This is a genomic window from uncultured Litoreibacter sp., from assembly GCF_947501785.1.
Classification (GTDB): Bacteria; Pseudomonadota; Alphaproteobacteria; order Rhodobacterales; family Rhodobacteraceae; genus Litoreibacter.
The window spans coordinates 2872770-2896364 of record NZ_CANMXB010000001.1 but is presented as its reverse complement, the minus strand read 5'-3'; the positions used below and the strand labels follow the sequence as shown (position 1 = coordinate 2896364).

The window sequence follows — 23595 nt, the reverse complement described above, 5'->3', positions numbered from 1 at the left end:
CGCCTTAACCGTAGATGCAGTTCTTCAGGGCTTGGAGCCCCGGCTGCAATTCGTTCATGGGGGCCACAAGAGCCGCCCTAATATATTTTTCTCCGGGGTTCCCCCCCTGAGCGTCGCGACCCAGATAGGCACCGGGCAAAACCTTGACGCCTTTCTCAAGCCACAGCTTTTTCGTTGCCTCTTCACCGTTGTTCACGGGCAGCCACAGGAAGAAACCCGCCTCGGGGGCTTCGAATCCCTGCACGCCTTTGAACAGCTCGTCCGCGTAGTCCAGCTTTTCGCGATACAGCGCGCGGTTGGCCTCGACATGATCCTCGTCGGCCCAAATCTTTTCGGCGACGCGCTGCAACGGCAGCGCCAAGGGCGCGCCTGCATAGTTGCGCAGCGACTTCATGCGCTTGATGTTCTCGGGGCCGGAGGCCGCAAAGCCCGACCTCAAACCAGCAAGGTTCGACCGTTTGGACAGCGAATTGAACAACATGACCCGTTCAGGGTTTGCGCCAACCTGTGCCGCAATTGTCAAAGCGCCGGTAGGTTGGGCCTCGCGATAAATCTCGGAATAGCACTCGTCGGCGAAGATGGTGAAATCGTATTCTTCTGCCAATGCGATCAGGTCTGCCCAATAGTCCCGTGTCGCCACAGCCCCTTGCGGATTGGATGGCGAGCAGATGTAGCACACCGCCGTGCGGTTCAGGATGTCTTTGGGTAGCGCCCTGTAATCTGGCAAGAAGCCCGATTCACGGGTCGCAGGCACGTAAACCGGCTCTGCCCCCACGGCGAGCGCGGCCACGGCATAGACCTGATAGAACGGGTTTGGTGTCAGGATGACAGGGCGCATTTCGTTTTTCTGCTCTTCGCAAATCGCAAGCGAGGCGTTGAACAACCCCTCGCGCGTGCCGTTGAGCGGGAAAATCTGGGTGTCGGCGGGATAGTCCACGCCGTAGCGATGTTTGATCCAATCGGAGATTGCGGCGCGCAATTCCGGTGTGCCGTCATTTGGCGGATAAGGGCCGAAACCGCCCATGTTCTGCGCGATGATGTCGGCGATCCAATGCGGGGCGGGATGCAGCGGAGAGCCAATGGTCATGTCCACAGGCGCACCGTCCGGCTCAAGGCCGTTCAATAGCGTCCGAAGACGCGGAAACGCATATGGGGGCAGGTTCGAAAACCGCTCTGGATAGGTCATTGGACCAACTATACTGCCTCAAGGTACGGGATCATTTCGCCCCGTTTCCTTAGAAAGTAGCTACTGAGCCGCCCCCGGTCCAGCAAAACCAAGCCAGATTTGGCAATCGGCGCAATGTGTTGTGTCTTTTTGGCCCTTTAGCTGAGCGCGGCCTCTGCGGCAGCGCCGAGACGCAGCAGCCGTTCTTCGCTATTTGGTGCGCTGAGGAACATAATGCCGGTCGATGGCACGCCTGTTGGCAGTGTCAGCCCCGCCAACCCCATCAAATTGCCAATGCGGGTATTGCGCAGCGCCAGCAGGTTTTCTGTGACGTAGTAGTCGCTGTCGGTCATCAGCCGTTCCAGATTTGGCGGCAATATGGGCGATGTGGGTATGACGACCGCATCAAATGCCGCCGTTTTCGCGGCCCAAACGGCCTGCAGCTCGGTCAAACGCGCCCAAGCGCCCAGAAAGTCCTTGGCCAAAGTGTCTTTGCCCGACCGGAACCTGTTTAATATCTCTGGGAACATTGCGTCCGGGTTAGCCTCAATTTCAGTTTGCCAGACGGCGTAGGCCTCTGTTGCGAAGAGTACACCCGACAGGGCAAGCGCTTCGGAAACCTCAGGAATTTCCGTGTAGGTAATCTGCGCCCCTGCCTTCTTGAGACGCTTAAGCGCGGCTTTGAAGCCCGCTTTGGGTTCTTTGCGGATGTCATCAAACGCGGCTGTTTCGAGCACCAATAACCTCGCGCCTTCCAAGTCTGCCCCCTCAAGGTCTGCGGTTTTCGTGCCCTCCAACGCCGCAAGCAGATGCGCCGCATCTTCAACGGACCGGCAAAGCGGGCCGACGGTGTCGAAACGTGGGCAAAGCGGGACTGAGCCTTTGACGGAGACGCGGCCAATGGTGGTCTTTAGGCCCACAAGGTCATTCCACGCAGACGGGATGCGCACCGACCCGCCCGTGTCGGACCCGATGCTGCCTGCCGCCAACCCGAAGGCTACGGATGTCGCGGAGCCTGACGAGGACCCACCCGCGACCGCGTCGTGATCGTTTACGCAAGGCGGGGTCGCGGTCACAGGGTTCAGCCCCAAGCCCGAAAACGCCAGCTCGGACATGTGGGTTTTGCCGACACAAACGAGGCCCATGGCCGTGGCGTTGCGCAGAACTTCCGCGTCCGCATCCGGCACACGCCCTTTCAGCAGGCCGCTTCCCGCTTCGGTGACCGTTCCGGCGCTGTCAAAGAGGTCCTTCCACGAAATTGGCACACCGTCCAACATGCTGCGCCGAAGGCCCAGCTTTGCCCGCTCCGACGCCGCCTCTGCCTCTGCCAATGCGCGTTCAGCCGTGAGAGTGGTGAATATGCGATGCGAATACTGGTGTGCTTTGGCCGCGTCCAGATAGGCTTGGGTCAACGCGACGGGGTCAATATCGCCTTTGGCGATGCCCCGCCCCAAGTCAGTTGCACTCATTGTCAGCCAAGCTTCAGACATCGACGTATTCCTCTTTATTGGTGCGGCGACGGTAGCGGCGCATGGGCGCATGGACAATCCCGCGCGCACCACCATATTGCGGGTCATGGGCATACAGAATGACATCACCATCGTGGGCGGCGGCCTGAACGGAACCGGGTTGGCGCTTGCACTGGCAAGCGGCGGATTGACCGTCACGTTAATCGACCGGCTGCCCGCCGACGAACGAAGCCTTGCCGATTTTGACGGCCGGGCATACGCGCTTGCCCTGGCATCCACCCGGCTGCTGGGTGCAATCGGCGTTTGGGAACAGATCGCACCTGACGCCCAACCGATGTTGGAAATCAAGGTGACCGACGGCCGCGCCGGGGAAGGCCCCTCCCCTTTCTGGATGCATTTTGACCACTCCGAGATCGAAGAAGGCCCCATGGGTTACATGGTCGAGGACAGACATCTGCGCTGCGCTTATCTTGATGCGGTTGCCGCGCACCCGAACATTACCCACCTCGCGCCTGCGACGGTGACAGAGCAGCATGTCCAGAACGGCTGGGCGGAGGTCATCGCGGATGGCCAAGCGGTCCGGTCGCGGCTGATCGTAGGGTGCGATGGTCGCCAAAGCGGTACGGCAATGCGCGCAGGTATTAAGCGCAGCTTAAAGGATTACCAACAAACCGCGCTGGTTGCCGCGATTGGCCACGAGAAACCACATGGCGGGATCGCGCATCAGTTCTTCATGCCCGCTGGGCCGCTGGCCATCCTGCCACTGACCGGCAACCGAAGCGCAATCGTCTGGGCGGAAACCACGGCCCGCGCCGAAGAGTTGGGCGCGCTGGATGACGACGCATTTATCGCAGCCCTGCGGCCAGCATTTGGAGATTTTCTGGGCGACATTCATGTCGCGGGCGCGCGGTTCTCCTACCCGCTGAACTTGACCGAAACCGAGGCTCTGGTCGCCGAACGGATTGCGCTTGTCGGGGACGCTGCCCACGGGGTTCACCCGATCGCCGGGCAAGGCCTGAACCAAGGCCTGCGCGACGTCGCCGCCCTTGCGGAAGTTGTGACCGACGCGCTGAGACGGGGTGAGGACATTGGCGCCCCCGACGTGTTGGAACGCTACGCAGCGTGGCGCAGGTTTGACGCGACGTTACTGGCCCGTGCGACGGACACGTTCAACGCGCTGTTCTCGAACGATAATCCGACGGTCCGATTGGTGCGCGATCTGGGGTTGGGGTTGGTGAGCAGCTCGCCCGCTCTTCGAAGGGGCTTCATCCGCGAAGCCGCTGGCCTCACCGGTGACCTGCCCCGCTTACTGCAGGGCCGGACGCTTTAGTCCAGCTGACGCGCTTCATCTACCAACATGATCGGAATACCATCGCGGATGGGGAAGGCGATCTTGCCCGCCTTTGACACCAGTTCCTGCTTTTCGGCGTCGTAGCTCAATGTGCCTTGGGAGACGGGGCAGACGAGCCCGTCCAGCATCCGACGGTCAAACCCAGTATCGCTCATTGCAGCATCTCCTCGCTGTTGCCGCCACGCAGGGCGAATTCGATTAACGTGACCAGAGTTTCCCGGCGGGTGCTTAAGGATGGAGCTTCCAGCAGCGCCTGCTTTTCCTCAGGATCAAACGGGCACAACATCGACAGCGAGTTGATCAACAGCTCGTCCTCCGCCTCTTTCAGGCTGTCCCAGTCTGTTTGCAGGTCTTGGTCGGCAAAGAACTTTTCAAGCAGCTTTAGGAACCGGGGGCGGTCGAACGCGTCGTCTTTTTCGACGAACCCCAGGTCACGCTCGAACCCAGCCCAGCTGGTGCGCGCTTTGCGGTAAGGGCTAAAGCCAGTCACTTCTTCCTGAATGCGGAACCTCGAAATGCCGCTCAGCGTGATCATGTAGCGACCATCTTCAGTCTCGGAGAATTGGGTCACACGGCCGGCACAGCCAATGGCATGAAGTTGCGCCTTGCCGCCCGGCCCATCATGAGGCTGCACCATGCCAATCAACCGGGACGGAGTTTTCAGCGTATCTTCGAACATCTGCAGATATCGCGGCTCAAACAAATGCAGTGGCAACCGAGCACGCGGCAGCAGCAACGCTCCCGGCAAGGGGAAGATTGGAATTGTGTCCGGGAGATCGGCGGCTGAGAACATAACGAACAGCTAGCCCGCAGTTTGGATCAGGCAAATATCATCGACGACAATCTGCGGCGACCTGACAAGACAAGCGGGTCTTCGGCCTTCAAGGCATCAAAAACGGTAAAGAGTTGCGTCTTCGCAGCGCCGTCATTCCATTCCCGGTCACGGCGGAACAATTCCAGCAGATGGTCAATCGCACCTTCCGCATCACCGGCAGCGTGCATAGCAATTGCTAGATCGTAACGCGCCTGGTGGTCGTTTTCATCTGCAGCGACGGCGGCTTCCAGCTCGGCCAGCGGGCCCGCGCTCTCGGCCTGTTTGGTAAGGTCCAGCTGTGCCTTCGCCGTTTCAAATTCCGGCGTCGCCTTGATCTCGTCCGACGCATTTTCGATCATCGCATCCGCTTGATCTATCTCGCCCATGGCAAGATTGGCCCGGATCAAACCGCCATAGGCCGCCGCGCTTGTGGCGTCCTCACCCAAAATAGCCGCGAATGTCTGTGCCGCATCCACGGCGGCGCCTTCTTCCAACATGGCCTCTGCGGCTTCCAGCGCATCTGCGAGGCCTCCGTCAGCTTCCCCGCCTGACAGCCCGATCAACTTGTCAATAAAGGCCTTGATTTCGCTTCCGGGCAGTGCGCCCTGGAATGCATCGACGGGCTTGCCTTCGTAAAACGCATAGACCGTAGGGATAGATTGGATCTGCAACTGACCGGCGATGCCCTGATTCTGGTCGACGTCAATCTTCACCATCTTCACCGCGCCCTTGGCGGCTGTGACAGCCTCCTCCAAGGCGGGGCCAAGCGTTTTGCAGGGGCCACACCAAGGCGCCCAGAAGTCGACGATAACGGGAACCTCTTTCGAGGCCTCGATAACATCTCCCATGAAGGTCATTTCGGAGCCGTCTTTGATCAAATCGCCAGCGGGGGCGGCGTTTCCAGCGTTCAGTTCTAGCATTTGGGCCTCAGCTTAAGAATGGTGTTGCCGTGTATATGGAGACGCGGCGCTCAAAGATCAAATGTTGCGAAGACCGGGGCGTGGTCGGATGGTTTCTCCCACCCGCGTGCGTCACGCAGCACGCGGCTGCCATGCGCAGCGTTGGAAATGTCCGGCGTGGCCCAAACATGGTCCAACCTGCGCCCCTTATCTGCGGCATCCCAATCGCGGGCGCGGTAGGACCACCACGAATATAGCTGACCTTCGGGGATGTCCTGCCGGGTGACATCGACCCATTTGCCTGCCTCCATTGTCTCCGACAAATGCTCGACCTCGATGGGCGTGTGGCTCACAACTTTGAGAAGCTGCTTGTGGGACCATACATCGTCCTCACGTGGCGCGATGTTGAGGTCCCCGACCAATATTGATTTTTGAGGCGCATTCGCGCGGTAGGCGTCGCGCATATCCGTCAGGTAATCAAGCTTCTGGCCAAACTTCTCATTCACTGTGCGGTCAGCGACATCGCCGCCAGCGGGTACGTAATGGTTGTGGATGGTCACGCCGTTTTCCAGCTTCCCGGCGATGTGGCGGGCATGGCCAAGCTGGGCGAAGTCCTCAGCGCCAGCTTCAACCATCGGAATCCGGGACAGAATAGCGACGCCGTTGTACCCTTTCTGACCGCGCGCAACCATGTGGGTGTAGCCCAGGGCATGGAAGCCCGCTGTCGGTATCTTTTCCACCGGGCTTTTGCATTCCTGCAGACACAACACGTCCGGCGCTTCTTCTTCCAGTAGCTTCAGGACAATTGGCTCCCGCAGGCGGACAGAGTTGATGTTCCAGGTGCAGACGGTGAAAGGCATGATGAAGCTCCGCTGTTTACATTGCCGCGTCGGCAGCCGACGGTTGAGGGACGTTAGTCCGACGCCCTCCCAATCACCAGAGCAGAGGTGACCCAGATGTCGCTGATTGCAACAAACCGCAACTACCGCCTGTTGTTTTCCGCCGCCGCAGTTTCGAACCTTGGCGATGGGATTGCTATGCTTGCCTTCCCTTGGCTCGCCACGCTGGTGACGCGCGACGCCGCGCTTATCGCACTCGTCGCCGCTGCGTCCCGACTGCCTTGGCTCTTGTTCTCTTTGCCAGCTGGCGTGATTACCGATCAATATGACCGTCGACGCTTGATGGTATTGGCGGACGTGTTGCGCACTTTGATCACCGCTGGCGTCATAGGCCTGGTGCTATCGGCCCCTGCCCTACCTTTGGCGGACGACTCGGCACAGGCACCAATCTTTATCTTCGGCCTTTGTGCGGCGGCTTTACTTCTGGGCAGCGCCGAGGTTTTGCGGGACAACGCCGCCCAAACCGCAATGCCCTCCATCGTGGAAAAGTCAGAGCTGGAAAAAGCCAATGGCCAGCTCTGGAGCATCGAGCAGATCATGGGGCAGTTCGTTGGACCCCCTGTCGCGGGCATCCTAATCGCCCTCGCTGTCCCCATCCCCTTCGTGGTGAACGCGTTGATGTTTGGCGGTGCGGCTTGGTGCATGTGGCTGGTGGTACTGGCCCCACGCGACAAGCCGGACGTCATCAATGGCTTCTGGTCGCAGATGCGCGAGGGCATCGACTGGATACGCAGTCACGCCCTCATATTGCGGCTGGCCATTATGCTGGGCGGGGTTAACTTCGTGTTCTTCATGTCGGCCACCATTCTCGTGCTGTTGTCTCAGGAAATCTACGGCCTCAGCGCGGCGGGCCATGGCATATTGTTGACTGCAGGTGCGGTCGGCGGGGTCGCCGGAGGCATGATTGGGCCGCTCGTCAGCAAACGTCTTGGCGGGCATCGCACCGTGATGATGACCCTATTTGCGTTTCCCCTTCCGCTGTTGATCCTGGCTGTGACGTCCAACCCCTATGTCGCCAGCATTGCTTTGTTTATGGAGGTGTTCTTCGGGATGATTTGGAACGTTGTCACCGTGTCTTTGCGCCAACGGATCATTCCCGACGAGCTGCTGGGCCGGGTCAATTCCATCTACCGCTTTTTCGGTTGGGGCACGATCCCGCTTGGCGCTCTCTTCGCGGGCTTTCTTGTAAACGGGTTGGAGGGTGAGTTTGGGCGGGAACTGGCGCTTCGCGCGCCCTACATCTTTGGAGTTGCCGCCTCTATTTTCATGGCGATCTACGGTGCGTTGAAGCTGCGCATCCCGCCAAGCTAATGGGGCTAAAATCCTTGGAGCAGGTCCAGCAACGCCTCTTGAAACAGCGCTGGGTCCTCGATCTGGGGAATGTGGCCAACGTCATCTAGGACCTTAAGTTTTGAACTGGGTATCAGAGCGTTTAGCTCCTCCCCTTGGGTAAGGGGCGTCGCGGTGTCCTCGGCGCCCCAAATGATGCCAACGGGAAGCGATAACGTCGCGTAGCTGTCCCTCCGGGTGCTCAAGGCATCAGTAGGCGGCACCAACAGAGTTGGCAGCCAATCCGCAATCGCCGGGGTCGTGCCGGCTACGGTGAAGGGCACACTCAACACGTCCAGGTACTCCTGCGTCGCCGCCTCCTTTCGGTGCAAAAACAGCTGCAGGAGTGGCTTCAACGCCCAGGGATTTGTCACCGTGAGCGAAACACCAACCTCGCGTAGCGCAGGCGATCTAAGCGGCAGTGGCAGCGTCTTCTCCGCTTCATGCGACCCCACACCAATTGCGCCATCGACGATGACAAACGCATCAAAGCTGTCCTGCGACAACATAACGGCTTCGGTCGCGGGTCCGGCGCCGAATGAGTGCGCAACAAGAACGGGCGATATTCGCATCGCATCCGTCAGTGCCAAAATCCGAGCGGCTTGTTTGCCACGGCTATAGTCACCGTCTTTGTCTCGCTCCGAAAACCCCATTGGAGACAAGTCAAACGCAATGGCGCGGTACCCCGCCGCCGCAAGCGCATCGGTCGTTTCATACCAAAACCGCGACCACCCGACAGAGCCATGGACCAAAAGCACGGGCCGGCCGCCATTCGGCCCATATTCCTCGACATACACCTCGCCTTGGCTGGTCTCGATCATCCTTCCTTCCGGTGGAGCACTCAGATCTCTCGGCTCTATTTCGCGCCAAGCTGCAGCTGCGCGGAAACCGACCAGACAAACCACAACGGCAAGGAAAGCAAAGCCCGCTATTTTTAGAAAAAGACGCATTGTGCCTCCACATGTCTGACTAGGCTAATACAAGCCCAGACCAAAAAAAACGCCCGGGCGCGAGGCCCGGGCAGTCCAACAGGGAGGTGTCACATCATAACCCCGATGTGACCAGGGGATTGCTTAGACGTTCAGTCTGTAGCCGCCCGATTCGGTCACAAGAAGGCGGGCATTAGACGGTTCTGGTTCGATTTTTTGACGAAGACGGTAGATATGTGTCTCCAATGTGTGCGTGGTCACGCCTGCATTGTAGCCCCAGACCTCGTGCAACAGTACATCGCGGGCCACGACACCGTCAGTTGAACGGTACAGGAACTTGAGAATATTGGTCTCTTTCTCCGTCAGGCGAACCTTTTTCTCATCCTCGGTGATCAGCATCTTCATCGCTGGTTTGAACGTGTATGGTCCAAGCTGGAACACGGCGTCTTCCGACTGCTCGTGCTGGCGCAGCTGAGCGCGGATACGAGCCAGAAGGACCGGGAATTTGAAGGGTTTGGACACGTAGTCATTCGCGCCAGCATCAAGGCCAAGGATCGTGTCAGCATCGCTGTCATGGCCGGTCAGCATTAGAATGGGGCATTTCACACCTTGTTTGCGCATCAGGCGGCACAGTTCGCGGCCGTCCGTGTCCGGCAATCCGACATCCAAAACCACGAGATCGTAGATGGCCTCTTTGGCCTTCTCCATCGCGTTGGTGCCATCCTCAGCCTCGAACACGTCGAAGTCTTCGGTCATAACCAATTGTTCTGAAAGCGCTTCGCGAAGGTCGTCGTCATCGTCGACAAGCAGGATTTTCTTGAGAATAGCCATGTCAGTTCCTCTATCTGTTGCTATGAAGATGTCGTGACGCAGGCAAATGAACAACTCACGCGCCTGTTATTCACGGCGTCGTGTCGTGTAGACGGCAAATGTTTCAAATTCCTGTCATTCGCAGTAAAGATCGGACCTGAATGTTACAGATGGTGGCCACATGAGCCTGTTGCCGAACACAACTGAACTTATCGCGCGTGCGCGATCCGACCTGCGCATGGGCGTTCCCATCGTTTTGGACGACGAGTTGGTGTTTGCGGCCGAAACTTTGAATACAGGCCGCCTCGCGACCCTGCGCCTCAAGGATAGCACCTTGGTTCTGGGGGTTACGGTCTGGCGGGCCGAAACGCTGAAAGCCCGCGCCTATGATGGCGATGTTGCCCGAATCGTTGTCCCCGATGACGCGCCGCTGTCGTGGATACACTCCATCATTGATCCGGTAGATGATCTGAACGCGCCGATGAAGGGCCCCCTGCGCACCCAGCGCGATGGGTCGGCCGAAACGGTGCGCCTCTCTATCAACCTGGTGAAATCAGCGCGGCTGATCCCAGCCGTCCTGACCACTCCGGTCGGCGAGACTGCCATAGACGGGCTCACACGCCTTTCGCTGGCGGCTCTGGAGGCTCATTTGGAACGCGCGAACCCGCTGTTGCCAGTTGTCAGCGCAAACCTGCCGCTGGCCGTGAGCGAAGCGGGGAGGTTGCATGTGTTCCGGCCCGATGACGGCGGTGAAGAGCATTATGCGGTCGAAATCGGCAGGCCGCCTCGTGACGCGCCTGTTCTGACCCGGCTTCATTCTGCTTGTTTCACCGGCGATTTGCTCGGATCCCTCAAATGCGATTGCGGGCCGCAATTGCATGGCGCGCTGCGCCAAATGGGCATGGAGGGGAGCGGGGTGCTGCTTTACCTCAATCAGGAAGGGCGCGGGATCGGACTTGCCAACAAAATGCGTGCCTATTCACTGCAGGACCAGGGGTTCGATACCGTCGAGGCGAACCACAGGTTAGGTTTTGAAGACGACGAACGCGATTTCCGCGTTGGTGCGGAAATACTGCGCTCCATGGGATTCAGCCAAATACGGCTGATGACCAACAATCCGCGCAAGGTCGACAGGATGGCATCCTGCGGCCTCGAGGTGGTAGAGCGCGTCCCCTTGAAAGAGGGCAAAGGCCCCTTCAACGCAGATTACCTAGCGACAAAGGCCAAGAAGTCGGGGCACCTTCTGTGACGCCATCGGACCTCGTGGTCACCCGCTGGGGATGCAGGTTCCACGGTCGCCTCTTTCCCTGCAGCATCGGCAAAGGCGGCATCAGCACCAACAAATGCGAGGGGGATGGTGCTACCCCGACGGGGATCCATAACATCGTTGGCATGCTCTACCGGCCGGATCGGATGGCCAAACCCTCGGACTGGGCCGTCCCGATTGGACCGCGTGACCTTTGGTCAGATGATGCGACGCATGACGATTACAACCATATGACGCAAGCACCGTATGCGTTCAGCCACGAGCGGCTTACCCGTGCCGACCCTTTGTATGATTTGGTATTTCTGACGAACTGGAACTGGCCCTATGCGGTCAAAGGTCGGGGATCAGCGATCTTCATTCATGCCTGGCGAAAGCCTCGACATCCGACCGAGGGCTGCGTGGCATTCCGCCCTGATCATCTGCTCTGGATCGCCAAACGCATCACACACCAGACCAGACTGATTGTTCAACCGTAGTCACGGTCTCCGAAGATGGCTGAGCCGACCCGCACATGGGTCGCGCCCTGCGCAATCGCGCGCTCAAAATCCCCGCTCATGCCCATGCTGAGCCCGTCCAGCTTGTTCCGCTTCGCGAGCTTGGCCAGCAAGGCAAAATGCAGCGACGGCTCTTCGTCGGCGGGCGGGATGCACATCAGGCCAATGACTGGCAGCCCAAGGCCGCGGCACTGGGCGACAAACGCGTCTAACTCCTCCGGCATGACACCTGCCTTCTGCGGCTCCTTGCCGGTATTCACCTGAACGAAGAGATCAGGGCAGTGTCCCAGCTCGGTAGATAAGGTGGCCAATTTGTTGGCGAGCTTCGGTCGGTCAACGCTATGTATCACGTCAAACAGCAGCATTGCCTGTTTGGTCTTGTTCGTTTGCAGAGGTCCGAGCAGATGCAGCTCCACGCCGCCAAAGCGCCCCTTGAAATCAGGCCATTTTCCGGCGGCTTCCTGCACCTTGTTTTCACCAAAGACGCGGTGACCTTCCACCAAAACGGCTTCCACCCGCTCGTTCGGCTGGACCTTCGAAACCGCGATCAGTTTCGTTTGGCCGGCTGGCTTCCCCATTCGGCGCTCTTCGGCGTCGATGCGCTCTTTGATGTCTTGCAGCGGCATTTCTGGCTCCCTTGCTGGGTTCCTTGATCACCACATTGTCGCGCAAAAGAAAAGAGCGGACCCGAGGGCCCGCTCTCTCAATTCTTTGGTAGTGGTAGAGCTTAGAAGCTCAGGCCAAGGCCCAACGATGCGCGCTGGAAGTCAAAGGCTGCGCCGTCGACGTCGTCACGGCTGTAGCCGAAGTGCACAACCGCACCGCCGCCCAGATCGTAGGCAGCTGCAAAGCCGTAGCCTGCGGCAGTTGGGTTCGGGCCTGTGTCAGCTTCGAAACGGCCGTAGTTGGCGTGCAGCGACAGGGCACCTGTGGTGTAACCGATACCGATGCCGAGGTGGTCACCGTCTGTGCCAACCACGTCACCCGAGAAGGTCGAGTACACGATGCCAGCGGACAGGCCGTTTGCGAACGTCGCGTCAGCCGAAACACCAACGGTAGAACCGAGTGTGTCAACGTCTTGGTAACCAAGACCCAGGTTTACAGTCGTGCCGGACAGGTCGATCGCGTATTTGAAACCAAGCGCGTAGCCAGGCGACAGGCCTGCAACACCGTTGTCGTCGTCGACGGACACAGCAACGCCGAAGTCGCCTACTGTGTAGTCCCAACGCAGGATTTGGCCGTCATAGGCGCCGTCCAGGTAAGAACCCAGGTAACCAGCGTGCGATGTTTCGTCATCAGCGATCGAGCCAGGGTTGCCGACGTTGCCAGCTTCTGTCAGGGCCCAGTCCATAGCGCCGTCAGTGTCACCCATGGTGATTGTGCCGAAGCTGCCGGAGATGAAGATCGTTGCGCCGCCATCGTCAGCGTTGTTGCCGGTTGCGCCGTTAACGATTGCAACGCCTGGAATTGGAACACCACCAGGTGCTGTCACAAGGGTGTTGTTTCCGCCAGCTTCGTCCAGATCGACGGATGCGCCGAAGGTCAGGCCGTTGTCGGTTTCGCCGGACATGGTGAATGTCACGTCGATGTCGGTGAAGAACTGCGTTTCAGCTGCAGACGTCTTGAAGATACCCATTTCGGCGCGGCCGGACAGGGTGACATCTGCGGCTGCGGCACCAGTAACGGCAACCAGAGCGGTAGATGCGATAAGAATCTTTTTCATTTTTGTGCCTCATGTTTGGAGGATTTTGGATCACGGCATACCGCGTGTGTCATCTTAATAGCGTCAATGTTTCGTCACAGCAAAGCCCAGATGGAACAATCCGCTTCCGTCGGCACATTTTTGCAACGCTTGGTATTTCACAAAAAGAGCGGACCCGAGGGCCCGCTCTCTCAATTCTTTGGTAGTGGGTGAGCTTAGAAGCTCAGGCCAAGACCCAGTGATACGGTGCTGAAGTCTGCAACACCAACGGTGTCGAAGTCAGATTTACCGTAGCCGAAGTGTACAACTGCACCGCCACCCAGGTCGTAAGCTGCGGCAATACCGTAGCCCGATGGATCAGCAAGAGCAGCCGAGTCGGTGCCGAATTTACCGTAGTTTGCGTGGATCGAGAACGCGCCGGTTGTGTAACCAACGCCGATGCCGAGGTGGTCACCGTCTGTGCCAACCACGTCACCCGAGAATGTCGAGTACTGGATGCCAGCGGACAGGCCGTTGTTGAATGTCGCGCTTGCGGACACACCAACAGTGGAACCCAAAGTGTCTACGTCTTGGTAGCCAAGACCCAGAGCAACAGTCGTGCCGGACAGGTCAAGGTTGTATTTGAAACCAATTGCGTAGCCAGGCGACAGGCCTGCAACGCCGTTGTCGTCATCGATGGACACAGCAACGCCGAAGTCGCCTACTGTGTAGTCCCAACGCAGGATTTGGCCGTCATAGGCGCCGTCCAGGTAAGAACCCAGGTAACCAGCGTGCGATGTTTCGTCATCAGCGATCGAGCCAGGGTTGCCGACGTTGCCAGCTTCTGTCAGGGCCCAGTCCATAGCGCCGTCAGTGTCACCCATGGTGATTGTGCCGAAGCCGCCAGAGATGAAGATCGTTGCGCCGCCATCATCAGCGTTGTTGCCGGTTGCGCCGTTAACAATCGCAACGCCTGCGATCGGAACACCACCTGGAGAGGTAACCAGGGTGTTGTTTCCGCCAGCTTCGTCCAGATCGACGGATGCACCGAAGGTCAGGCCGTTGTCGGTTTCGCCGGACATGGTGAAAGTCACGTCGATGTCGGTGAAGAATTGTGCGCCAACACCTACAGCGTTGGTGTCGAAGATACCCATTTCGGCGCGGCCGGACAGGGTGACATCTGCGGCAGCGGCGCCGGTAAAGGCGACCAGAGCGGTAGATGCGAAGAGAACTTTTTTCATCGTTTTCCCTCGAAGGTTATTATTAGACATCTCAATTCAGGGAATCCGAACTGAGTCCAAGCTTGTTTCGACCCATCACGGCCGCAATGCAAGAATAGGACCGACGATCCGAAATCTAAGCATATTGAGTGGTGCCATCATGCCACACAGATTTGCTCACGCCCCCACCGGACCAATGATTACGGTCTACTTAATAATTCTTGTGACCGGGCGGATGCTTGGGTAATACGGTCAAAAGCCTTCGAAATAAGAGGTCGGGTCAGCATGTTGATCGCTAAATCGAGTAAGTTCGCCGTCGCTGGTCTGTTGATTGCAGCCCTTTCAGCGTGCGGCAACAGCAATTTCAGCGGTCTAAGCGGCCCTGTCACAAGCGGCAACGTCGGCAAGAACGAACGCCGCGAGAATGATCCGAACGGCTTTTCCAAAGACTTTGACAGCGCCGCCCGGGCCAATGCAGTCAAAAAAGGCGACTCGGTCTTTGACCTGTTCCGCAACAACGACGATCCAAATGTCACGCTGCGGGTGAACAAGTATCTCTGGAACGCGTCCCTTGATGTGTTGAATTTCATGCCGGTGCAGCGCGCTGATCCGTTCACGGGAACGATTTCAATGGGTTACGGGCGTCCGCAAGGCTCTGGCCGCGCGTATCGCGCCACGATCTACATTACTGACCCGGCTCTTGATGCGCGGTCCCTGCGGGTTGCTCTGCAAGGCTCCGGCGGTGCGTCCGTCAGCACTGAGACAGTGCGCGCAATTGAAGACGCGATTCTGACCCGTGCGCGGCAGCTGCGTATCCGCGACACCAAGCTCTAGACCCCGCGTCCATCCCAACATAATAAAGCGCCGGGCCTTCACGCCCGGCCTTTTTCGTTCCTGAGGAATCACAATGTCCCGCTACAATGCCCGCACCGTTGAACCCAAATGGCAAAAAGCCTGGAACGAGGCGGAAGCGTTCCTCGCCAAGCGCGACGACGCGAAACAAAAATACTATGTGCTGGAGATGTTCCCCTACCCGTCCGGCAACCTGCATATCGGGCACGTGCGCAACTACACGATGGGCGACGTGATCGCGCGGTATAAGGCGTCTTGTGGCTTCTCGGTGCTGCACCCTATGGGGTGGGACGCGTTCGGTATGCCCGCCGAAAACGCCGCCATGGCGTCAGGCGGCCACCCCAAGGATTGGACCTACGGCAACATCGCCGCCATGCGCGACCAGATGAAGCCGCTCGGATTGTCAATCGACTGGACCCGCGAATTCGCGACCTGCGACCCGGAATATTATGGCCAGCAGCAGGCGCTCTTCCTGGATATGTTGGAAGCCAACCTGGTTTACCGCAAAAACGCCATGGTCAACTGGGATCCGGTCGACATGACCGTGCTTGCCAACGAGCAGGTGATTGACGGGAAAGGCTGGCGCTCGGATGCGCCGGTCGAACGACGCGAGCTGACGCAATGGTTCTTCAATATCACTTCGATGGCAGACGAGCTGTTGCAGGCGATTGACGGGCTGGACAATTGGCCCGCCAAGGTCAAGTTGATGCAGTCCAACTGGATCGGCAAATCGCGGGGCATTGATATCCCGTTCCAGCGCCGCGACGGCGGCGATCCTATTGTGTGCTACTCCACCCGTCCCGATACGATGCGCGGCGCAAGCTTCCTTGCGATTGCCCCTGACCACCCGGTTGCCAAGGCACTTGAAGCAGACAGCCCCGACCTTGCCGCGTTTATTGACGAATGCCGCAAGATGGACACGACCGAGGCCGCCATGGAGAAGGCCGAGAAGAAGGGGATCGACACGGGCATTCGCGTGGCGCACCCGATTTACCCTGATCAGGACCTGCCTGTCTGGATCGGCAATTTCGTCTTGATGGACTACGGCACCGGTGCGGTGTTCGGGTGCCCGGCGCATGACCAGCGGGATCTTGATTTTGCCCGCAAATACGACCTGCCGGTGCAAAATGCGTTCTACATGCCGGGTGACGAGACCGAAGTGGGAAACGAGGCCCTCGTGCCCGACAAAACCGATGAGGTCGTCTTCATCGACCACTTCGCAGGTATCGAGAAGACGACCAGCGCCGACGCGATTGATGCCACCATCGATTATTTCGAAGCAAAGGGGCTCGGCACAGGTAAAGTGCAGTTTCGACTGCGCGATTGGGGCCTTAGCCGCCAGCGGTATTGGGGCTGCCCTATCCCAGTTGTGCATTGTAGCGATTGCGGCGTGGTGTCTGAGAAGAAAGAGAACCTTCCCATCGCTCTGCCCGATGACGTCACCTTCGACATTCCCGGCAACCCGCTCGACCGCCATCCGACCTGGCGCGACACGTCCTGCCCGTCTTGCGGAAAGCCCGCAAAGCGCGAAACCGACACGATGGACACGTTTGTCGATTCGTCGTGGTATTTCGCACGGTTCACCGCCCCAAGGGCGGCCACCCCCACGGATGTGGATGATGCCGCCTATTGGATGAACGTCGACCAGTATATTGGCGGGATCGAGCATGCGATCCTGCACCTGCTCTATTCCCGCTTCTTTGCCCGCGCGATGGGCAAAACCGGCCATCTGCCGCAAGGCACCGAAGAGCCATTTGACGCGCTCTTCACCCAAGGCATGGTGACGCATGCGATCTTCCAAACCCGCGATGACAAGGGTCGGCCCGTCTTCCACCTCCCTGAAGACGTTGATCAGGACAAAAAAGCGCTGCGCGCGACAGGCGAGCCGGTGGAAATCATCCCCTCCGCCAAAATGTCCAAATCGAAGAAAAACGTGGTGAACCCGGTGGATATCATCGACCAATACGGCGCGGACACCGCGCGCTGGTTTGTGCTGTCCGACTCGCCGCCGGAGCGAGACGTCGAATGGACCGCCGCGGGCGCCGAAGCGTCCTGGAAATTCCTTGGCCGCGTCTGGCGGCTTGCCGCCGAGCTGGAAGATGGCACCGACACCGACGCTGCGTTGGAAAAGGAAGCCGCGAAGGCGATCCACGAAGTCACGATGGGGATCGAGTCGTTCGGCTTCAACAAATCCGTCGCCAAGCTGTACGGGTTTGCCAACACCATCCAAAAATCCAAGGCGGGCCCCGGCGCGAAACGCAAGGCGGTCAAAACGCTGGCGCAGCTTATGTCGCCGATGACCCCGCATCTGAGCGAAGAGATTTGGCAACATCTGGGGGGCGAAGGCCTTATTGCGCAGGCGAAGTGGCCCAAGGCCGACGAAAGCTTGTTGAAGGATGACACGGTGACCATGCCGATCCAGATCAACGGCAAACGCCGTTCCGAGATCGAGGTGCCAGCCGACCTGCCCAAGGAAGAGGTTGAAAAGCTGGCCTTGGCCGACCAAGCTGTGATCAAGGCTTTGGACGGCGGCACGCCGAAAAAGCTGATCGTGGTTCCGGGGCGTATCATCAATGTGGTTGTCTAGACGCACACTTCTACTTGGGCTTGGGCTTTCCGCGCTTGCGAGTTGCGGGTTTGAGCCGGTCTACGGCACCAATGGCAGCGCATCGGCCTTGCGGGGCGCGGTCTTGGTGGATGATCCGAAGGACCGCCAGCAGTTTCAACTGACAGAACAGCTGGAAGCACGATTGGGACGCGCGACCGCGGCGCGTTACGGCTTAAAGGTTGACTTGTCCGTGCAGGAAGAGGGGCTGGCGATCTCCGGCTCCAACGACATTACGCGTTACAATGTTCTGGGCGTCGCCGATTTCGTGCTGCGCGACCTTGCAACAGGGCAGCCCGTCATGTCCGACAAGGTGAACACGTTCACGTCCTATTCGGCCTCCGCCCAACCGGTGGCGACACTGGCTGCGGAACGGGACGCGACGCAACGGTTGATGACCGCCTTGGCGGACAAGATTGTCACGCAGTTGCTGCTCAATGCGGGCAATCTGTGACATGAAGCTGAACGCCCGCGACGCGCGCGCTTTCTTTGCCAAGCCCGACCCCAAACGCGCCGGGCTTCTGATCTACGGGCCCGACGCCATGCGCGTCGCGCTGCGCAGGCAGGACACGATCGCCGCACTCGTCGGCCCCGACGGCGAGGAAGAAATGCGCCTGACCCGCATCCCCGCCGCCGAGCTGCGCAAGGACAAGGCCATGCTGATGGACGCGATGACGGCCCAAGGGTTCTTCCCAGGGCAACGCGTGGCCTTTTTGGAAGACGCCAACGACACCGTGTTCCCGTCGGTCGAGACCGCGATGAAAGAGTGGCGTGACGGCGACGCCTTCATCCTCGTCACCGCAGGGCAGCTCAAACCGACCTCCAAACTGCGCAAGCTGTTCGAAGGGCATAACAACGCCTATGCCGCCGCGATCTACGCCGACCCGCCCGGCCGGGACGAGATCGAAGACACGCTGAAAAAAGCTGGCGTGCAGGATATTTCCGCCGACGCGCTGTCCGACCTGATGGACCTTGGCCGCGTGCTGGACCCGGGCGACTTTCGCCAAACGGTTGAAAAGCTGAGCCTCTATAAACATGGCGACACCTCGCCCGTAACGCCCGAAGACGTTGCCAATTGCGCGCCGCTGACATCAGAAGCGGGCATTGACGACGCGCTTGATATTGTGGCGGAAGGGCGGTTCGGCGAGATCGGGCCAATTCTTGCCAAGCTGGAAGGTCAAGGCGTCCAACCGGTGCGTTTGTGCATCGGGGCCAACCAACATTTCCGCAAGCTCTTCAGCGCGGCCAGCGACCCCGGCGGTCCGGAAGCGGGCCTCGCTCGGGCGCGGCCGCCGGTGCCCTATATGCGCAAAGACCGGCTGGCCCGACAGGCGCGCGGCTGGGGGGCGCCGAAGCTGGAACAGGCCCTGAAACTTCTCACCGACACGGATTTGCAGCTGCGGTCGTCCCAGCCGATCCCGCAGATGGCTTTGGTAGAACGCGCGATGATCCGGCTGGCGATGATGGCGCGCAGTTAGCGCTTGGCATAGTCCGCCGCCGCTTGCCCGGCCCATGCGCCCGTCGCCAGGCATGCGGTGATCAAATAGCCGCCGGTTGGCGCGTCCCAGTCCAGCATTTCCCCGGCGACAAACACACCCGGCTTGGCTTTTAACATCAGCTTGCCGTCAACGGCCGACCGCGCAATGCCGCCGGTCGTCGAAATCGCCTCGTCAATCGGCCGTAAGCCGTGGGTAGCAATCGGCAGTGCTTTGATGACGCCTGCGAATTCCGCCGCTTGCGCGGGGAAAGGTCGCGAGAATTCATTCAACAACCCGATTTTGGCGGGGTCCAGTTTCAGCGTTTTGCGCAAGTAGGTCCCAACGCTCATTTTTCCGCGTGGTTTAGCCAGACGCCCTGCAACTGCCGCTTCTGACAGGTCAGGCATAAGGTCCATGCTCAGCGCCGCGCCGTCCCGCAAAGCGGCGCTCAACGCGTAGATCCCGCCGCCTTCAATCCCTGTCTTTGACAATACAATCTCGCCCCGACTGCGCAGCGTGCCGGCGCGAAGCTCAATGTTTTTGACCGGTGACCCCAAATGCCGCTGCATGTGGTCAGACCATCCGACGGAAACGCCGCTGTTAGAGGGCGCAAAATCCACCAAATCCACGCCCTCGCCCTTCATCGCGTCAGACCAGGCGCCATCAGACCCCAGTTTTGACCAACTCGCCCCGCCCAACGCCAATACGACCACATCCGCGGCCACGGTTTGCAGGCCCTCCGGCGTATCAAACGCGGCGCTGTCATCGCGAAACCCCGTCCACCTCCAGCGTAGTTTCCGGTCCACGCCCAAACCATCGAGCCGTTGCAACCACGCCCGCAAAAGCGGCGATGCTTTCATGGCTTTCGGAAAGACCCGACCGGTAGAGCCGGTGAATATCTGTTGATCCAGATCCTCCGCCCAGGCCATGACCTCGGCCACGCCAAACTGCGCAATCATAGGGGCAAGCCAGTTGGCGCTGTCGCCATAAGCCGCCAGAAATGCGGCGTCCTTTTCGTTTTTGGTCAGGTTCAGGCCCGACTTCCCCGCCATCAGGAACTTCCGCGCAACAGACGGTTTTTGGTCGGCCATCGTCACCGATAGCCCGGCCTTCGCCAAAACCTCGGCCGCCATCAAGCCCGCAGGTCCCGCCCCTATGACCAAAGCGCTAGGCATCAATCATCCGCTTGATTGCTGCCACATGGCTGGCGTCAGCGGCCACGCAATCCGCCGCGAGCTGATGCGCGGTTTCCATCAGGTGCTCAGGGTCGGTAATCCGGTCAATCAGTCCCCATTCCAGCGCTTCCGCCGCCTCGATCTTCTGGCCGGACATCAAGATCATCTTGGCCCGCGCTGGGCCAACCAGCGCCGCCAATCGTTTTGGGTCACTTGGTTGTGGCAAAAACCCCAACCGCATCACCGGGTAAAACACCTTCGCCGTCGGCACTGATATGCGCAGGTCACAGGCCAAGGCCATTCCGCAAGCGCCACCTGCCAAGGTGCCATTTAGCGCGGCAATGCTCAGGCCTTTGAAGCCGGTAATCGCAGATGATAACCGCTCCCAAACCGGATCGGTGGCCAGCCCGGCCTTGGCCGCCTCAAGGTCGGCCCCGGCGCTGAACACCTTGCCACGGCCGGTCAGGATCAAGACTTTCCCGTCGCATTCTTCTATGGCGTCGGCAAGCTCAGCCAGCATGTCGCGGGTCAGGGAATTGGCCTTGTCGGGCCTGTTGATCGCCAGCGTCAGCACGTCCCCGGTCTGGTCAATTTCGATCATCGGTCTCTCCTGAAAAGGTTGCGGCCAGCCTAACACAATGCGGCACCACTTGCGCCACCCCACGCATGGCACTACCTCATCACTACCATTGATACAGGAGGCCACATGGCCCACTCCCTCTCTGACTTATCGCAGCAGCTTTTGAAGATGGCCAAATCCGCGGGCGCGGATGCGGCCGACGTGCTGGCGGCTGATGGTCGCTCGGTCTCAATAGACGTGCTTGGCGGCAAGCTGGAACACGCGGAACGCTCGGAAGGGTTGGAGGTCGGGTTGCGGGTTATGGTCGGGCAAAGGCAGGCCTGCGTGTCCTCCTCCCTGATCGACCCTGACACGCTGCAAAATATGGCAGAACGCGCCGTGTTCATGGCCAGCGAGGCGCCTGAGGACCCCCATATAGGGCTGGCGGATGCCGCACAGCTGTCGCAGATCACGGACGCCGCGGCGCTTGATCTCTATGACGCATCCGCTGAGCCCGAGGCGCAGGCGCTGGAAGAAGATGCCAAACGCGCGGAAGCGGCAGCCCTTGCCGTCAATGGCGTCTCGCAGGTTCAATCTGCAAGCGCGGGATACGGCACCCGCCGCATCCATCTGGCAGCGTCCAACGGGTTTGCGGGCGGGTACCAACGCTCCAGCCGGTCCACGTCTTGTGTTGCCATCACCGGGGAAGGCACGGCGATGGAACGGGATTATTTTGGCGAAGCTCGCATCTATCAGGCTGACCTGCCCGATGCCGCGGATATCGGCCGCATAGCAGGCGAGCGCACGGTCAAACGCGCCGGCGCACGAAAGCCCAAGACAGGCGCCTACCCGGTGATCTTTGACGAACGTGTCGCGTCCTCCTTGATTTCCCACCTGCTTTCCGCTGCCAACGGCGCGATGATCGCACGTGGGTCCAGTTGGCTAATGGATGCGATGGGCGAGATGGTGTTGCCCAAGGGCCTGGACCTCATCGAGGACCCGCACCGGGTGCGCATCTCAGGCTCGAAACCGTTCGACGCTGAAGCGCTGGCCACAGCCAAACGCGACATCATCAAAGACGGTGTTCTGCAAAGCTGGACGCTTGATTTGGCCAACGCCCGCAAGCTTGGGATGCAAAGCACCAGCAGCGCGGCGCGCGGCACGTCCAGCCCGCCTTCGCCATCGATTTCGAACATCAGCCTGACGCAGGGCGACATGACATTGGACGAGATGCTGAAGGACATGGGCACGGGGCTGCTGGTGACCTCGATGATCGGCTCCACCATCAACCCCAATACCGGCGACTATTCGCGCGGGGCATCAGGCTTCTGGGTCGAGAACGGCGAACGCGCCTACCCCGTCAACGAATGCACCTTGGCGGGAAATCTGCGCGACATGCTGCGCTCTATTCGTCCTGCCAATGACGGGCGCGCCCACCTGTCGCGCGTTGTCCCTAGCCTCGCGGTTGAGGGGCTGATCCTTGCCGGTGAATGAAGACCTTCAACTGCTGATCGACGCCGCGCATGCCTCTGCCAAGATCGGGCGGTCGTTCTTTCGCGACGACCCCGAGGTCTGGAACAAGGACGACAACCAAGGCCCGGTGACCGAGGCCGATCTGGCCATCGACGCCATGCTCAAATCCGAGCTGCTGGCCAGCCGCGCCACCTATGGCTGGCTGTCCGAAGAGACCGAGGATGACGCGACGCGACTGACCCATGACCGCGTCTTCATCGTCGATCCAATTGACGGCACCCGCGCATTCATCGCGGGCGAACGCAGCTGGTCCCACTCGCTGGCAATTGCGGAAAACGGCCGCGTCACATGTGCGGTGGTGTATGTGCCTATGATGGACCGGCTCTACACCGCGTCGGAGGCGGAGGTCGCAATGCTGAACGGGGAGCCGATCAAAGCCACCCTGCAATCGAACCTCGACGGGGCGACGGTGCTTGCCGCCAAGCCCAACCTCAGAGATGAGTTCTGGACCAACGGCGCGCCCCCTCTGGCACGCCACTTCCGCCCGTCGCTGGCCTACCGGCTCAGCCTTGTGGCGCAGGGCCGGTTTGACGCCATGCTGACGCTGCGCGACTGCTGGGAATGGGACATCGCGGCGGGGGAACTGATCGTCCGCCAAGCCGGCGGCATCGCGTCCGATATAGCCGGTAAACCGCTGCAATTTAACCGTCCCCGGCCGATGAATAATGGCTGCGTCTGCGCCGGGCCGAACCTGCACCCGCAGCTGCAATCCCGCCTCAAGCTCAGCTAACCTAAAAAGGCGCATCACCTGCACGATACCCCCTGTAACGTGCGTCGTGGTTCCCCTATGGTCACCGCGACAACAAATGGAGCCAAACCCATGACACAACGTCTGCATCTGGTCTTCGGCGGCGAGCTCGTCGACCCCACTAAAAACGCCTTCAAGGATGTTGGCGACATCCACATCGTCGGCATGTTCCCGGATTATGATTCCGCCTACAACGCCTGGAAATCCGAGGCGCAGCGCACCGTGGACAATGCCCATATGCGTTACTTTATCGCCCATATTCACCGTCTGCGCGACGAAGAAACACCTGCAAGCCCGACCGAAGAGCTCGGCAACTAA

General features: G+C 59.7%; 24 protein-coding genes. 11 read left to right on the top strand and 13 right to left on the bottom strand.

All coding sequences use genetic code 11. The features are described from left to right. Positions 1 to 4: 4 nt before the first annotated feature. On the bottom strand, positions 5 to 1186 hold the full coding sequence (locus Q0899_RS14400) for an aminotransferase class I/II-fold pyridoxal phosphate-dependent enzyme (RefSeq protein ID WP_298295129.1): 1182 nt from the start codon (positions 1184 to 1186) through the stop codon (positions 5 to 7). A 137-nt stretch (positions 1187 to 1323) separates the two neighbouring features. After that, positions 1324 to 2655: an amidase gene (locus Q0899_RS14395; protein ID WP_298295127.1), complete on the bottom strand. Its 1332-nt coding sequence runs from the start codon at positions 2653 to 2655 to the stop codon at positions 1324 to 1326. Between the two features lie 49 nt (positions 2656 to 2704). On the opposite strand from Q0899_RS14395, the gene Q0899_RS14390 reads away from it, so the two are divergent. Continuing rightward, on the top strand, positions 2705 to 3964 hold the full coding sequence (locus Q0899_RS14390) for a UbiH/UbiF/VisC/COQ6 family ubiquinone biosynthesis hydroxylase (protein ID WP_299193660.1): 1260 nt from the start codon (positions 2705 to 2707) through the stop codon (positions 3962 to 3964). Here Q0899_RS14390 and Q0899_RS14385 read toward each other — a convergent pair. From Q0899_RS14385 to Q0899_RS14370, 4 genes are read right to left on the bottom strand one after another with little or no spacing between them, the layout of a single operon-like run. Beyond that, positions 3961 to 4140 (bottom strand): Trm112 family protein, encoded by a 180-nt coding sequence (locus Q0899_RS14385; RefSeq protein WP_298295122.1) that lies wholly within the window; start codon positions 4138 to 4140, stop codon positions 3961 to 3963. The two genes, Q0899_RS14390 and Q0899_RS14385, sit on opposite strands and share 4 nt — an antisense overlap. Next, entirely contained in the window at positions 4137 to 4778 is a 642-nt protein-coding gene (locus tag Q0899_RS14380) for an LON peptidase substrate-binding domain-containing protein (protein ID WP_298295120.1), read from the bottom strand. The genes Q0899_RS14385 and Q0899_RS14380 overlap by 4 nt, the downstream gene beginning before the upstream one ends. A 26-nt stretch (positions 4779 to 4804) precedes the next feature. Further along, complete coding sequence (gene trxA, locus Q0899_RS14375; RefSeq protein WP_299193657.1) at positions 4805 to 5719, bottom strand: thioredoxin; 915 nt, start codon at positions 5717 to 5719, stop codon at positions 4805 to 4807. Positions 5720 to 5769: 50 nt separating this feature from the next. After that, the gene (locus Q0899_RS14370; RefSeq protein ID WP_298295117.1) at positions 5770 to 6558 is read right to left on the bottom strand and encodes an exodeoxyribonuclease III; all 789 of its coding nucleotides are present in this window, start codon (positions 6556 to 6558) and stop codon (positions 5770 to 5772) included. Between the two features lie 96 nt (positions 6559 to 6654). Here Q0899_RS14370 and Q0899_RS14365 point away from each other — a divergent pair, with 96 nt between their 5' ends. Further along, a complete protein-coding gene (locus Q0899_RS14365; protein WP_299193655.1) occupies positions 6655 to 7908 on the top strand; it encodes an MFS transporter in 1254 nt (417 codons plus the stop codon). A gap of 5 nt (positions 7909 to 7913) precedes the next feature. On the opposite strand, the gene Q0899_RS14360 is transcribed toward Q0899_RS14365, so the two are convergent. Together Q0899_RS14360 and Q0899_RS14355 are read right to left on the bottom strand one after the other, a co-directional pair. Beyond that, entirely contained in the window at positions 7914 to 8747 is an 834-nt protein-coding gene (locus tag Q0899_RS14360; protein WP_299193653.1) for an alpha/beta hydrolase, read from the bottom strand. Between the two features lie 252 nt (positions 8748 to 8999). Next, entirely contained in the window at positions 9000 to 9686 is a 687-nt protein-coding gene (locus Q0899_RS14355) for a response regulator transcription factor (RefSeq protein WP_298295111.1), read from the bottom strand. A gap of 160 nt (positions 9687 to 9846) precedes the next feature. On the opposite strand from Q0899_RS14355, the gene ribA reads away from it, so the two are divergent. Both ribA and Q0899_RS14345 read left to right on the top strand, forming a co-directional pair. Further along, entirely contained in the window at positions 9847 to 10914 is a 1068-nt protein-coding gene (gene ribA / locus Q0899_RS14350) for a GTP cyclohydrolase II (protein WP_298295109.1), read from the top strand. Further along, positions 10911 to 11408, top strand: a complete 498-nt coding sequence (locus tag Q0899_RS14345; protein ID WP_298295107.1) for a L,D-transpeptidase family protein — start codon at positions 10911 to 10913, stop codon at positions 11406 to 11408. The genes ribA and Q0899_RS14345 overlap by 4 nt, the downstream gene beginning before the upstream one ends. Here the strand turns inward: Q0899_RS14345 and Q0899_RS14340 are convergent. The 3 genes from Q0899_RS14340 to Q0899_RS14330 form a co-directional block, all read right to left on the bottom strand. Continuing rightward, a complete protein-coding gene (locus tag Q0899_RS14340) occupies positions 11399 to 12052 on the bottom strand; it encodes a YggS family pyridoxal phosphate-dependent enzyme (RefSeq protein WP_299193650.1) in 654 nt (217 codons plus the stop codon). The two genes, Q0899_RS14345 and Q0899_RS14340, sit on opposite strands and share 10 nt — an antisense overlap. A gap of 101 nt (positions 12053 to 12153) precedes the next feature. Next, on the bottom strand, positions 12154 to 13149 hold the full coding sequence (locus Q0899_RS14335) for a porin (protein WP_299193648.1): 996 nt from the start codon (positions 13147 to 13149) through the stop codon (positions 12154 to 12156). A gap of 194 nt (positions 13150 to 13343) precedes the next feature. Continuing rightward, complete coding sequence (locus Q0899_RS14330; RefSeq protein WP_299193646.1) at positions 13344 to 14348, bottom strand: porin; 1005 nt, start codon at positions 14346 to 14348, stop codon at positions 13344 to 13346. A gap of 264 nt (positions 14349 to 14612) precedes the next feature. On the opposite strand from Q0899_RS14330, the gene Q0899_RS14325 reads away from it, so the two are divergent. The 4 genes from Q0899_RS14325 to holA all read left to right on the top strand — a co-directional run bounded on the left by Q0899_RS14325 (position 14613) and on the right by holA (position 19262). Continuing rightward, complete coding sequence (locus Q0899_RS14325; RefSeq protein ID WP_298295099.1) at positions 14613 to 15161, top strand: DUF3576 domain-containing protein; 549 nt, start codon at positions 14613 to 14615, stop codon at positions 15159 to 15161. Between the two features lie 73 nt (positions 15162 to 15234). Further along, complete coding sequence (gene leuS, locus Q0899_RS14320; RefSeq protein WP_299193644.1) at positions 15235 to 17766, top strand: leucine--tRNA ligase; 2532 nt, start codon at positions 15235 to 15237, stop codon at positions 17764 to 17766. Beyond that, positions 17753 to 18238 (top strand): LPS assembly lipoprotein LptE, encoded by a 486-nt coding sequence (gene lptE / locus Q0899_RS14315; protein WP_299193642.1) that lies wholly within the window; start codon positions 17753 to 17755, stop codon positions 18236 to 18238. The genes leuS and lptE overlap by 14 nt, the downstream gene beginning before the upstream one ends. A 1-nt stretch (position 18239) precedes the next feature. After that, on the top strand, positions 18240 to 19262 hold the full coding sequence (holA, locus tag Q0899_RS14310; protein WP_299193640.1) for a DNA polymerase III subunit delta: 1023 nt from the start codon (positions 18240 to 18242) through the stop codon (positions 19260 to 19262). Here holA and Q0899_RS14305 read toward each other — a convergent pair. Together Q0899_RS14305 and Q0899_RS14300 are read right to left on the bottom strand one after the other, a co-directional pair. Then, positions 19259 to 20437: a TIGR03862 family flavoprotein gene (locus tag Q0899_RS14305; protein WP_299193638.1), complete on the bottom strand. Its 1179-nt coding sequence runs from the start codon at positions 20435 to 20437 to the stop codon at positions 19259 to 19261. The two genes, holA and Q0899_RS14305, sit on opposite strands and share 4 nt — an antisense overlap. Further along, on the bottom strand, positions 20430 to 21038 hold the full coding sequence (locus Q0899_RS14300) for an enoyl-CoA hydratase/isomerase family protein (RefSeq protein WP_299193636.1): 609 nt from the start codon (positions 21036 to 21038) through the stop codon (positions 20430 to 20432). The genes Q0899_RS14305 and Q0899_RS14300 overlap by 8 nt, the downstream gene beginning before the upstream one ends. Positions 21039 to 21143: 105 nt before the next feature. Between Q0899_RS14300 and Q0899_RS14295 the strand changes: the two genes are divergently transcribed. The 3 genes from Q0899_RS14295 to Q0899_RS14285 all read left to right on the top strand — a co-directional run bounded on the left by Q0899_RS14295 (position 21144) and on the right by Q0899_RS14285 (position 23595). After that, positions 21144 to 22490: a TldD/PmbA family protein gene (locus tag Q0899_RS14295; RefSeq protein ID WP_299193634.1), complete on the top strand. Its 1347-nt coding sequence runs from the start codon at positions 21144 to 21146 to the stop codon at positions 22488 to 22490. Next, complete coding sequence (locus Q0899_RS14290; RefSeq protein ID WP_366942118.1) at positions 22483 to 23259, top strand: 3'(2'),5'-bisphosphate nucleotidase CysQ; 777 nt, start codon at positions 22483 to 22485, stop codon at positions 23257 to 23259. Before Q0899_RS14295 ends, Q0899_RS14290 begins: the two co-directional genes overlap by 8 nt. 90 nt (positions 23260 to 23349) lie before the next feature. Beyond that, on the top strand, positions 23350 to 23595 hold the full coding sequence (locus Q0899_RS14285) for a DUF4170 domain-containing protein (protein ID WP_298295084.1): 246 nt from the start codon (positions 23350 to 23352) through the stop codon (positions 23593 to 23595).

Coding starts and splice junctions, on each gene's coding strand:
- Q0899_RS14295 (WP_299193634.1), top strand. CDS start 21,144: ATGGCCCACTCCCTCTCTGACTTATCGCAGCAGCTTTTGAAGATGGCC.
- Q0899_RS14400 (WP_298295129.1), bottom strand. CDS start 1,186: ATGACCTATCCAGAGCGGTTTTCGAACCTGCCCCCATATGCGTTTCCG.
- Q0899_RS14325 (WP_298295099.1), top strand. CDS start 14,613: ATGTTGATCGCTAAATCGAGTAAGTTCGCCGTCGCTGGTCTGTTGATT.
- Q0899_RS14355 (WP_298295111.1), bottom strand. CDS start 9,686: ATGGCTATTCTCAAGAAAATCCTGCTTGTCGACGATGACGACGACCTT.
- holA (WP_299193640.1), top strand. CDS start 18,240: ATGAAGCTGAACGCCCGCGACGCGCGCGCTTTCTTTGCCAAGCCCGAC.
- Q0899_RS14305 (WP_299193638.1), bottom strand. CDS start 20,437: ATGCCTAGCGCTTTGGTCATAGGGGCGGGACCTGCGGGCTTGATGGCG.
- Q0899_RS14335 (WP_299193648.1), bottom strand. CDS start 13,149: ATGAAAAAGATTCTTATCGCATCTACCGCTCTGGTTGCCGTTACTGGT.
- Q0899_RS14285 (WP_298295084.1), top strand. CDS start 23,350: ATGACACAACGTCTGCATCTGGTCTTCGGCGGCGAGCTCGTCGACCCC.
- trxA (WP_299193657.1), bottom strand. CDS start 5,719: ATGCTAGAACTGAACGCTGGAAACGCCGCCCCCGCTGGCGATTTGATC.
- Q0899_RS14385 (WP_298295122.1), bottom strand. CDS start 4,140: ATGAGCGATACTGGGTTTGACCGTCGGATGCTGGACGGGCTCGTCTGC.
- ribA (WP_298295109.1), top strand. CDS start 9,847: ATGAGCCTGTTGCCGAACACAACTGAACTTATCGCGCGTGCGCGATCC.
- Q0899_RS14365 (WP_299193655.1), top strand. CDS start 6,655: ATGTCGCTGATTGCAACAAACCGCAACTACCGCCTGTTGTTTTCCGCC.
- lptE (WP_299193642.1), top strand. CDS start 17,753: ATGTGGTTGTCTAGACGCACACTTCTACTTGGGCTTGGGCTTTCCGCG.
- Q0899_RS14340 (WP_299193650.1), bottom strand. CDS start 12,052: ATGCCGCTGCAAGACATCAAAGAGCGCATCGACGCCGAAGAGCGCCGA.
- Q0899_RS14360 (WP_299193653.1), bottom strand. CDS start 8,747: ATGATCGAGACCAGCCAAGGCGAGGTGTATGTCGAGGAATATGGGCCG.
- Q0899_RS14380 (WP_298295120.1), bottom strand. CDS start 4,778: ATGTTCTCAGCCGCCGATCTCCCGGACACAATTCCAATCTTCCCCTTG.
- Q0899_RS14330 (WP_299193646.1), bottom strand. CDS start 14,348: ATGAAAAAAGTTCTCTTCGCATCTACCGCTCTGGTCGCCTTTACCGGC.
- Q0899_RS14370 (WP_298295117.1), bottom strand. CDS start 6,558: ATGCCTTTCACCGTCTGCACCTGGAACATCAACTCTGTCCGCCTGCGG.
- leuS (WP_299193644.1), top strand. CDS start 15,235: ATGTCCCGCTACAATGCCCGCACCGTTGAACCCAAATGGCAAAAAGCC.
- Q0899_RS14395 (WP_298295127.1), bottom strand. CDS start 2,655: ATGTCTGAAGCTTGGCTGACAATGAGTGCAACTGACTTGGGGCGGGGC.
- Q0899_RS14390 (WP_299193660.1), top strand. CDS start 2,705: ATGGACAATCCCGCGCGCACCACCATATTGCGGGTCATGGGCATACAG.
- Q0899_RS14300 (WP_299193636.1), bottom strand. CDS start 21,038: ATGATCGAAATTGACCAGACCGGGGACGTGCTGACGCTGGCGATCAAC.